We start from the raw sequence: 10,797 nt of genomic DNA, 5'->3' as shown, positions 1-10,797 counted from the left end.
TGAGGTCCGTCTTGTCGGTTATCTGGTGGCGCATGACTCGGAGAGCGTGAGTGGGCTGTCGTCGGTGGCGCGCAGGTTCGTCGCCGATCGGTTGCCTGATCACATGGTGCCGTCGGCCTGGGTGGTGCTGGACGCGCTGCCGCTGACCAGTAACGGCAAGCTCGACCGCCACGCACTGCCCGCCCCTGACCACGCCGCCGCGGCCGGTGCCGGGCGCGGCCCGTCCGACGCGCGGGAGGAGGCCCTTTGCGCGGCGTTCGCCGAGGTGCTCGGGCTCGAAGGCGTCGGCGTCGACGATGACTTCTTCGAGCTGGGCGGCCACTCCCTGCTCGCCGTCCGCCTGGTCAGCCGCATCCGCGCCCTCCTGGGCGTGGACGTCCAGGTCCGTACGCTCTTCGACGCCCCCACGGTCGCGACCCTCGCGCGGCAGGTCGGGGAGGAGAAGACCACCAGGCCGGCCCTGCGCCCCGCGCGCGACCGCTGACCACCAACGCGGGCGAAGGCGTTCAACTGCGGCGTCAGCCCAGTTGAACGCCTTCGCGGCACATGAATGGCATTGTTCGTGAGCCGCGGCATACGTCATAGTGGACCCCGGCGAAACGGCAATGCCCGGGCCGGTGATTCGCGCTTTCGCTGCCTCACGACTTTCTTATCGATTTGCTCGGTTCCGCTTCAGCGGCTTTTCCGTCCCGCGGGCGTATCTCGGGTGTCGCGCTCCGATCTCAGGAGCTGTCGCCGGAGGAACGGCGAGAAATTCTACGTAGCTGTAGAAGGCGAGTATGAGAATGAGAGACACGTCCACGGAGATCAGGCCGGAATGCAGCCCGAATAGTGCCGGCACAGCCGCACTCGAACCGTTCTCGCTCGTGAGAAGCGGGGACCGGGCCAAACTGCCGCCCGGGCTTACCGATGCCTATCCCATGTCCGCGCTGCAGCTGGGCATCGTCTACCACACGCTTTCCGGAGAAGGGGAGACACCCTATCTGAATTCCTGCGGTTCACGCGTGCGCGGGCTCGAGCTCGACCTGGAGGTGTTCGATCGGGCGGTCCAGGACGTGGTGAACCGGCATGCCGCCTTGCGGACCTCCTTCGACCTGACCACGTACGGTGAGGCGATGCAGCTCGTGCACGCGGCGGCGACCGTGCGACGCGAGGTGCACGATCTGCGTGACCTGCCCGAGCAGGAGCGGGAGCGCCGGCTGCGCGCCGACGGGCGCCGGCCGTTCGATCTCGCCGCGGCGCCGCTCCTGCGCTGCGTGCTGCACCGCCTGGCGGAGGACGAGTTCCACTGCACCGTGGTGTACCACCAGGCGATTCTCGACCGGGACAGCCTGCTCCGCGTGCTCGACGAGACGCTGAGCCGGTACGCGGACCTGCTCGCCGATCCGGGCGCCCCGGCCGCTGCGCCGCCCTCCGAGATGTTCGCGGCGTACGTCGCGGCGGAGCGGGCGGCCATCGACGACGCGGAGCACGCCAAACGCTGGCAGGACCACCTCTCCGGCTACGCGCCGAAGCCCCTGCCGGTGGGCGCGGGCGGCGCCCCGGCGCACGGGTCGATCGAGTCGCCGATCCCGGACGGCATCGGCGACGCGCTGCGCGAGCTGAGCGGCGAGGCGGGCGTGCCGGTCGAGGACGTGCTGCTGGCGGCGCACCTGAAAGTGCTGAGCCTGCTGACCGGCGACGGCGACGTGGTCACGGGGGTGCCCATGCGGCCACCCCATGGGTCCTATGAGTCACACGTGGCCGCGGGTGTCTTCCTGAACGTCCTGCCGCTCCGGGTGGACGTGCCGGGCGGGCGATGGCTGGATCTGGTGCGCCGGGTGTCCGGTCAGGCGAAGGCGATGCTCCCGTACAGCGGATACCCGCTGGCCCGGGTCGTGTCGGATATGGGCGGCGCCGAGCTGTTCGACTCCATGTTTGAATTCGGTGACACGCCTCTCCCGATCACCCATCGGATCGAGCCCAGCAACCTCGCCCTCTCGACGCGGTTCCTCCAGGACCCCCGGACCGGGCAGCTGTCCTTGGCGCTGGACTACCGGCGGCTGGACGACGAGCAGGCGATGGTGATCCGCGACTACTACTTCGCGACGTTGGCGGCGATGGCGGTGCCGGACGCCCGGCATGACACGTTCTCGCCGCTGAGCGCCGCGGAGCGGAAGCGCATGCTGGTGGACTGGAACGGCCCGGTACGCGACTACCCCCGGGGCTGCCTGCACGAGCTCTTCGAGCGGCAGGTGAGCCGGACCCCGGACGCGCTCGCGGTGCTGAGCGACGAGGTCGAGCTCACGTATGCCGAGCTCAACGCCAGGGCGAACCGGCTCGCGAGGGAGTTGCGCGGCCTCGGGGCCGGGCCGGAGTCCGTGGTCGGCGTGTTCGCCGAGCGGGACGCGGACCTGGTCGTCACCTTGCTCGGCGTGCTCAAGTCCGGCGCCGCCTACCTGCCGCTGGACCCGGGCTACCCGGAGGAACGGCTGCGCTACCTGCTCGACGACGCCCAGGCCCGCCTCGTCGTCACCAGATCTCACCTCGCGCCCCGGCTGCCGGAGGGAAACCGGCGGGTCCTGTGCACCGACACGCGGTCCGCGGACATCGCCCGCCACCCCGCTGACGACCTCACCCCGCTGAGCACACCCGCGAACCTGGCGTACGTCATCTACACCTCCGGCTCGACCGGCCGGCCGAAAGGCGTCCAGGTCCCGCATTCCGGCCTGGTCAACTACCTGAACTGGTGCGTCGAGGGGTACGCGAGCCGGGGCCAGGGCGGAGCACCGGTGTTCTCCTCCTTCTCCTTCGACATGATCGTGCCCAACCTCTACACCCCGCTGATCATGGGCGAGCGCGTCTGCATGCTGCCGGAGGAACTGCCGGTGCACGAGCTCGGCTCCCGCCTGGCACGGCTGGCGCCGTTCACCTTCATCAAGATGACCCCGGGCCACCTGGACCTGCTCTCCGAAGTGCTCGGACGGGCCGAGGCCAGGAACCTGGCCGGCACCCTCGTGGTCGGCGCGGACGCCTTCCCCAGCCGCAATCTCGCCAACTGGCGGCGGCTGGACCCCGACACGGTCGTCCTCAACGAGTACGGCCCGACGGAGGCCTCGGTGGGCAACACCATCTTCCACACCGAGCGCCCCGCCGAACGCGACCTGCTCCCCATCGGGCGCGCCATCCCGAACACCACCATGTATGTGCTGGACCCGGCGATGAACCCGGTGCCGGTCGGCGTCACGGGAGAGCTGTTCATCGGCGGGGAATGCGTGGTGCGCGGCTACGCCGGCCGGCCGGCGCTGACGGCGAGCCGTTTCCTGCCGGACCCCTTCGGCGAGCGCGCCGGCGCCCGGATGTACCGCACAGGTGACCTGGGCAGATGGCTGCCGGACGGCAACCTCGAGTTCCTGGGCAGGGTGGACGACCAGGTGAAGCTGAACGGCTACCGGGTCGAGCCGGGCGAGGTCGAGAACGTGCTGGCCACGCATCCGGCCGTCGCGCGGTCGGTGGCCGCGATCCTCGGCGAGGGCTCCCAGCGCCGGCTGGTCGGCTACTACGTGCCCCAGGCGGAGGTGAGCGAGGAGGAGCTCATGGCCTATCTCGCCGAGCGGGTGCCCGGCTACCTGCTGCCGTCGGCGCTGCACGCCATCGAGGCCGTGCCGCTGAACGCGAACGGAAAGGTCGATCGCAAGGCCCTGCCCGATGCCCGGGAGCGGAGCGGACCCGCGGCGGCCACGTTCACCACGCCCCGCACCCCCATGGAGGTGGCGCTGGCCGGTATCTGGGAGGACCTGCTCGGAGTGGCGCCGATCGGCGTGGAGGACCACTTCGCCGCCCTGGGCGGTGACTCGCTCCTGGCCACCAGGATGGCGTTCAGGATCAGGGAAGACCTCGGTCTCGACGTCGCGATGGCGGACCTCCGGGGCAGCCGCGACCTGGCGGAGCTGGCCGGGCGCCTGACCTCCTCGGCGGCGGACCGGCCGGCGGACCGGCTGGCGGACCGGTGAGGGCCCGATCATGGGAGACGACGTGAAGACACGTTCGGCCCAGGCCCTGCGGGTCGCCGGCGACCGGTTGGTGGCCAACATCCGGACCCTCGGCGCGATAGGCGCCACGGCCGACGGCGGCGTCACCAGGCTCGCCTTCACCGCGGAGGACGCCCGCGGGCGGGAGCTGGTCCGCGACCTCATGACCGAGGCCGGGCTGCGGACCAGCGTCGACAGCGCGGCGAACATCATCGGGCACCGGGCGGGAGAACGCCCGGACCTGCCGGCGCTCATGCTCGGGTCGCACATCGACACCGTGCCCAACGGCGGTGCCCTGGACGGCGCGTACGGAGTCCTGGCGGCCATCGAGGTCGCCCGCGCGCTCAACGAGCACGGCACCCCGCTGGCCCACCCCCTCGCCGTCGTGGCCTTCAACAACGAGGAAGGCGCGTTCGGCACCCGGGGAATGTGGGGGGCGCACGCGCTGGTGGGCGCGCTCGACGAAGCCGACCTGACCGCCGCGGACGATCGCGGCAGGCTCGTGGCGGACTCGCTGGCCGACATGGGAGGAGACGCCGCCCACATCGACCGGGCCGTGTGGCGCCCCGACCAGGTGGCCGCCTACCTTGAGCTGCACATCGAGCAAGGCCCGGTGCTCGAGAGCCGCGACGTCCGGATCGGGGTGGTGGAGGCCATCACGGGCCGTTCGACGCTCACCGTCTCCGTGCGCGGCAGGGCCTCGCACGCCGGGACCACGCCGATGGAGCTGCGCCAGGACGCGCTTGTGGCGGCGGCGCACGTGATCCTCGCGGTAGGCGGCCTCGCCTACCCCGACGGCCCGGTACGGGTCGCCACCGTCGGCGCGCTGTCGCTGGCCCCCAACGCCTGGAACGTCGTCCCCGGAACCGTCACGCTGCAGGTGGACCTGCGCGACGTGTCCGACTCCGCCACCCGGCAGGCGATCGCGCGCCTGCGGGGCGAGCTCCTGGACATCGCCATGAGGACCGCCACCACGATCGAGGTGACGGACCAGCACGGCGTGACCGCCATGTCCTGCGACGCGGGCCTGCGGGAGGTCATCGCGGAGGCGAGCGAGAGCCTTGACCTGAGCCACCTCTCCCTGCCCAGCGGCGCAGGCCACGACGCGCAGATCATCGGGCGCATCGCACCGATAGGCATGATCTTCGTGCCCAGCAAGGGTGGCGTCAGCCACGCGCCGGAGGAGTACAGCGCCGACGACGACCTGATAGCGGGCGCGAACGTGCTGCTCCGGTCCGTACTCACCTACGACGAAAGATACGGCCGGGCCTTCTGATTTTCTTGCGCTGATTCGTTGGGAGCAGAGTATGTTGAACGGTCCTTCCCGCGGCAAAGCCATCGCTGTTTTCTGCGGTGCCCGCGCGGGCGTCCACCCGCATTACCTGCACGTGGCCGGAGAGTTCGGCGCGGCACTGGCGCGACGCGGCGCGGCCCTGGTCTACGGTGCCGCCGGCGTCGGCATCATGGGAGCGGTCGCCAGCGCCGTCACCACGGCCGGCGGAACCGTGACAGGGGTGATCCCGCACCACCTGTACGAGCGGGAGAAGCCGGAGCTCGCGAGCGGTGACATCTTCGTCGTCGGGTCCATGCACGAGCGCAAGGCGCTCATGTACGACCTGTCCATGGGCTTCGCGGTCCTGCCCGGCGGGCTCGGCACCCTGGACGAGCTGATGGAGGTCGCCACCTGGAACCAGTTGCAGATCCACGAGAAGCCCATCGTCCTGCTCAACCAGGCGGGCTTCTTCGATCCACTGATCACCATGCTGGACCACGTGGTCGCCGAGGGCTTCCTCACGCAGGAGGAACGCGCCGCCATCCGCGTCACGGCCGACATCGGCGACGCCCTCGACTGGCTCGGCCTGCCCGTCACGCCGGCCCTGCCGGAAGAGAGCCCGGCCGGGCTGGAGCCGGCCCAGCCGGTGGTGTGACGGCGAGCGTTCAACCGCCGCCTCGGCGCAGTTGAACACCGCACAATGGCGCGGCGAATGCGTGGCATTGTTCAGGCGCGGAGGCGTACGCCATAGTGGACCCCGGTGAACGGCGGGAAAGTGCGGTGCGCTTTCGCCGCCCTGCCATTTTTTATGGCATTGTTCGAGCGGCTTTTCCGTCCCCCAAGAACGTCACTGGACAACGTGAGCAAAAGGGGTCTTGATGATTCCGTTGTCATTCGCACAGCGCCGGTTGTGGTTCATCGAGCGGCTCGACGGCCCGAGCGCGACCTACAACATCCCGGTGGCGTTGCGGCTGGCGGGCCAGGTGGACAAGCGGGCGCTGGCCGCCGCGCTGCGTGACGTTCTTGAGCGGCACGAGGTGCTGCGGACGGTGATCGGCGTGGCCGACGGTGAGCCGTACCAGCGCGTGCTCGGCATGGACGGCCTCGACTGGCGGCTCGAAGAGGTCGAGCTGCCGCCGTCGGCCGACCTGGCCGCGGCAGTGGGCGAGGTTTGGGAGCACACGTTCGACCTGGCGGCCGAGGTGCCGATCAGGGCGTGCCTGTTCTCGGCGGGGCCGGACGATCACGTGCTGGTGGTCGTGCTGCACCACATCGCCGGTGACGGCTGGTCGAAGGGGCCGCTGGCCCGCGACGTCTCCGAGGCGTACGCGGCCCGCCGCGAGGGCCGCGCGCCGGGCTGGGAACCGCTGCCCGTCCAGTACGCCGACTACACGCTGTGGCAGCGCGAGCTGCTCGGCGACGAGAACGATCCGGCCAGCCTCATGGCGCGCCAGCTCGCCTACTGGCGGGAGACCCTGGCCGGGGCGCCGGAGGAGCTGGCGTTGCCGTTCGACCGGCCGCGCCCGCCGGTCGCCACGCACCGCGGGCACAGCGCCCCGTTCGAGCTGCCGCCGGACGCGCACGCCCGGCTGATCAAGGTGGCGCGGCGGGAGGGCGTCACGACGTACATGGTGATGCAGGCGGCGCTGGCGATGTTGCTGTCACGGCTGGGCGCGGGCACCGACATCCCGATCGGCCAGGTGGTGGCCGGGCGTACCGACGTAGCGCTCGAGGACCTGGTCGGCTTCTTCGTCAACACGCTGGTGCTGCGGACCGACGTGACGGGCGATCCCGGCTTCCGCGAGGTGCTCGCGCGCGTGCGGGAGACGAGCCTGTCGGCGTTCTCCCACCAGGACGTCCCCTTCGAGAAGCTGGTCGAGGAGCTGACGCCGAGCCGGTCGCTGGCCCGCCACCCGCTGTTCCAGGTGCTGCTCACCGTGCAGAACGTCGCCCAGGCGGCCGTGGACCTGCCGGGTGTGCGCGCCGGAGGAAACCTGCCCGGCAACGGCGGCGGCGCGGTGTCGAGGTTCGACGTCGAGGTCAGCGCCGGCGAGCTGTTCGACGCCGGCGGCGCTCCGGCCGGACTGCGCGGCTCGGTGATCGTGGCGGCGGACGTGTTCACCGCCGAGTCGGCCGGGCTGTTCGCCGAGCGGCTGCGGCGCGTGCTCGAACTGGTCATCGACGAGCCCGAGACCCGGCTGAGCGAGACGGGCGTGCTCAGCGCGCAGGAGCGTCACAAGCTGCTCGTCGAGTGGAACGACACGGCGGGCGAGATCCCGTCCGGCACGGTGCCGGAGCTGTTCGCGGCGCAGGCGGCGCGTACGCCCGGCGCGACCGCGGTCGTGTACGAGGACACCCGGATCACCTACGCCGACCTCGACGCCCGGGCGAACCGCCTCGCCCACCACCTCAACACGCTCGGCGTCGGCCCGGAGTCCATCGTGGGGCTGTGCCTGCCACGCGGCGCCGACATCGTGACGGCGATCCTCGCGGTGTGGAAGGCCGGCGCCGCCTACGTACCGCTCGACCCCGCCCACCCCGCCGACCGCCTGGCCTTCGCCGTCGCCGACAGCGGCGTGCGCGTGCTGGTGACCGACCGGGACGGGACGCTCGGCGCCGCCCACGCCGTACGCCTCGACGACCCCCGCCTCGGCGCCTACCCGGGCACGCCGCCCGCGGGGCGGCCCCTGGCCGGCGAGCTGGCGTACGTCATCTACACCTCCGGCTCGACCGGCCGGCCGAAGGGGGTGGCGGTCGAGCACGCGTCCCTCGCGAACCTCGTCTCGGTGTTCGGTCCGCTGATGGAGGTGGGCCCGGGCGTGCCGGTCCTGCAGTTCGCGTCGTTCACGTTCGACGCCTCGGTGCTGGACGTGGCGGTCACCCTGGCCCGCGGCGGCACGCTGGTCGTGGCGAGCGGGGCCGAACGCGCGGAGCCGGCCCTGCTGCGCGCGCTCGTCGAGACGACCGGCGTGCGCTCGGCCAGCGTCGTCCCCTCGCTGCTCGCGGTCCTGGAGACGGGCGACCTGTCCGGTGTCGAGGCGATGGTCGTGGGCTCGGAGCACATGCCGCCCGGCCTGGCCCGGGACTGGGCACGGGAGCGGCGGCTCGTGCACGCGTACGGGCCGACCGAGGCCACCGTGATCACCGCGGCCGGGCACGTGGACCCCGGCGAGGGCGGCGCGCTGCCGTTCGGCGGGCCGCTCGCCAACACCCGCATGTTCGTGCTGGACGACTTCCTGGAGCCGGTCGCGCCCGGCGTGGCGGGCGAGCTCTACATCGCCGGCGCGCAGGTCGCCCGCGGCTACGTGGGACGCTCCGCGCTGACCGCCGAACGGTTCGTGGCCTCGCCGTTCGCGACGGGCGAGCGGCTCTACCGGACCGGCGACCTGGTGCGATGGACCGGCGACGGGCGGCTCGTCTTCGCCGGGCGCGCCGACGAGCAGGTCAAGGTGCGCGGGTTCCGGATCGAGCCGGGTGAGGTGCAGGCGGCCGTCGCCGCCCACCCGTCGGTGGCGCGGGCCGCGGTGGTCGCGCGTGAGGACACGCCGGGCGAGACCCGGCTGGTCGCCTATGTCGTGTCCGCGGATGACGCGCCCGGCCTGCCGGAGTCCGTGCGCGCCTTCACGGCCGACCGGCTGCCCGAGTACATGGTGCCGTCGGCCGTCGTCGTCCTGGACGACCTGCCGCTCACCCCGAACGGCAAGCTCGACCGCCGCGCCCTGCCCGCCCCCGCGTACGAGACCGGCATCGGCCGCCGCCCCTCGAACCCCCGCGAAGAGATCGTCTGCGCCGCCTTCGCCGACGTGCTGGGCCTGATCGAGGTCGGCGTGGACGATGACTTCTTCACGCTGGGCGGCCACTCGCTGCTGGCCATCCGCCTGGTGGAACGGCTGCGCGAGCAGGGCGTCGAGGTGTCGGTACGCGCGCTGTTCCAGTCCCCGACCCCGGCGGGCCTCGCCTGGTCGTCGGGCGCGACGCCCGTGACGGTGCCGGACAACCTCCTCCCCGCCGGAACCACCCGGATCACGCCCGAGATGCTGCCGCTGGCCGGCCTGACCTCCGACGAGATCGAACGCGTCGTCGCCACCGTCGAGGGCGGCGCGGCCAACGTCGCCGACGTCTACCCGCTGGCCCCGCTGCAGGAGGGCCTGCTCTTCCACCACCTGCTGGCCGGCGGCGGCGACGACGCGTACGCGCTGCCGACGGTCGCCGAGTTCGACACCCGCGAGCGGCTCGACGCCTTCCTCGACGCCCTGCAGCGCGTGGTGGACCGCCACGACATCCTGCGGACCGGCATCGTCTGGGACGGGCTACGCGAACCCGTACAGGTCGTGTGGCGCCGCGCCGCCCTGCCCGTCGAGGAGGTGACGCTCGACCCGGCCGGTACGGACCCAGTGGCCGACCTCGTGACCGCGGGCGGATCGTCGATGGACCTGGGCCGCGCGCCGCTGATCAGGGTGCACACCGCCGCCCGGCCCGGCGGTGACGGCCGATGGCTGGCCCTGCTCCGCATCCACCACATGGTCCAGGACCACACGGCCAAGGAGGTCCTGCTCGACGAGGTCCAGGCCTTCCTGACCGGGCGCGGCGGCTCGCTGCCCGAGCCGCTGCCGTTCCGGACTTTCGTGGCCCAGGCCCGCGGCGGCACCGGCGAGCACGCCGGCTACTTCGCCGAGCTGCTGGGCGACGTCCACGAACCGACGGCACCGTACGGGGTCATGAACGCCCGCGGCGACGGCGCCGGAGTCGTCCGCGAGGAACTCGACCTCTCACCCGAGCTGACCGGCCGCCTGCGCGCCGCCGCGCTCCGCATGGGCGTCAGCCCCGCGCCGGTGATGCACGTGGCCTGGGCCCGCGCGCTCGCCGCCATCAGCGGCCGTGCCGACGTGGTCTTCGGCACCGTCCTGTTCGGCCGCATGAACGCCGGCATGGGCTCCGATCGCGTACCCGGCCCGTTCATGAACACCCTCCCGGTCCGCGTACGCACCGACGGGCCGGGCGTCCTGGCCGCCGTGACGGCGATGCGCGACCAGCTCGGCGAGCTGCTGGAGCACGAGCACGCCTCCCTGGCCGTCGCCCAGCGGGCCAGCGGCGTCACCGGCGACACCCCTCTGTTCACCTCGTTCTTCAACTACCGCCGCAACACCGGCCGGAGCGGAGGGGGCCTTGAGGGCATCCGCACGGTCTTCACCCATGACCGCACCAACTACCCCCTCGCCGTGGCGGTCAACGACGACGGCGGCGCGCTGTCGCTGACCATCGACGCCGTCGCGCCCATCCACCCCCGCGCGGTGGCCCGCCTGCTCAGCACCGCCACGGCCGGTCTGGTCGCCGCGCTGGAGACGGCGCTGGACGGAGGCCCGGAGCTGCCGCTCGGCGATGTGGACGTGCTCGATGAGGCCGCGCGGCGGTTGGTGTTGGAGGAGTGGAATGCCACCGCTGTGGGGGTGGGTGGGGTGCCGGTGGTGGAGCTGTTCGAGGCGCAGGTGGCGCGGACGCCGGGTGCGGTGGCGG

At 72.1% G+C, this 10,797-nt stretch carries 5 protein-coding genes; all 5 read left to right on the top strand.

Annotated features, from left to right (window positions below; all coding sequences use genetic code 11):
- Positions 1 to 484, top strand: a 484-nt coding sequence (locus tag ETD85_RS54915; RefSeq protein WP_170247366.1) for a phosphopantetheine-binding protein, incomplete at its 5' end; no start/stop codon positions are given.
- Between the two features lie 295 nt (positions 485 to 779).
- Entirely contained in the window at positions 780 to 3,992 is a 3,213-nt protein-coding gene (locus ETD85_RS54910) for a non-ribosomal peptide synthetase (RefSeq protein WP_138697805.1), read from the top strand.
- A gap of 22 nt (positions 3,993 to 4,014) precedes the next feature.
- Complete coding sequence (locus ETD85_RS54905; RefSeq protein WP_170247364.1) at positions 4,015 to 5,286, top strand: Zn-dependent hydrolase; 1,272 nt, start codon at positions 4,015 to 4,017, stop codon at positions 5,284 to 5,286.
- 31 nt (positions 5,287 to 5,317) lie between these two features.
- Positions 5,318 to 5,938, top strand: a complete 621-nt coding sequence (locus ETD85_RS54900; RefSeq protein WP_138697803.1) for an LOG family protein — start codon at positions 5,318 to 5,320, stop codon at positions 5,936 to 5,938.
- A 223-nt stretch (positions 5,939 to 6,161) separates the two neighbouring features.
- The coding region (locus ETD85_RS54895) for a non-ribosomal peptide synthetase (RefSeq protein ID WP_138697802.1) at positions 6,162 to 10,797 on the top strand (4,636 nt) is incomplete at its 3' end.

The sequence above is a fragment of the Nonomuraea zeae genome (genome assembly GCF_005889725.1).
GTDB classification, from domain to species: Bacteria; Actinomycetota; Actinomycetes; order Streptosporangiales; family Streptosporangiaceae; genus Nonomuraea; species Nonomuraea zeae.
Note: the sequence above shows the minus strand (reverse complement) of the source record. Positions and strands in the feature narration are given on the sequence as shown.

Excerpts from the sequence above, each read along its gene's own strand:
- ETD85_RS54900 (WP_138697803.1), top strand. The coding sequence starts at position 5,318 with ATGTTGAACGGTCCTTCCCGCGGCAAAGCCATCGCTGTTTTCTGCGGT.
- ETD85_RS54910 (WP_138697805.1), top strand. The coding sequence starts at position 780 with ATGAGAATGAGAGACACGTCCACGGAGATCAGGCCGGAATGCAGCCCG.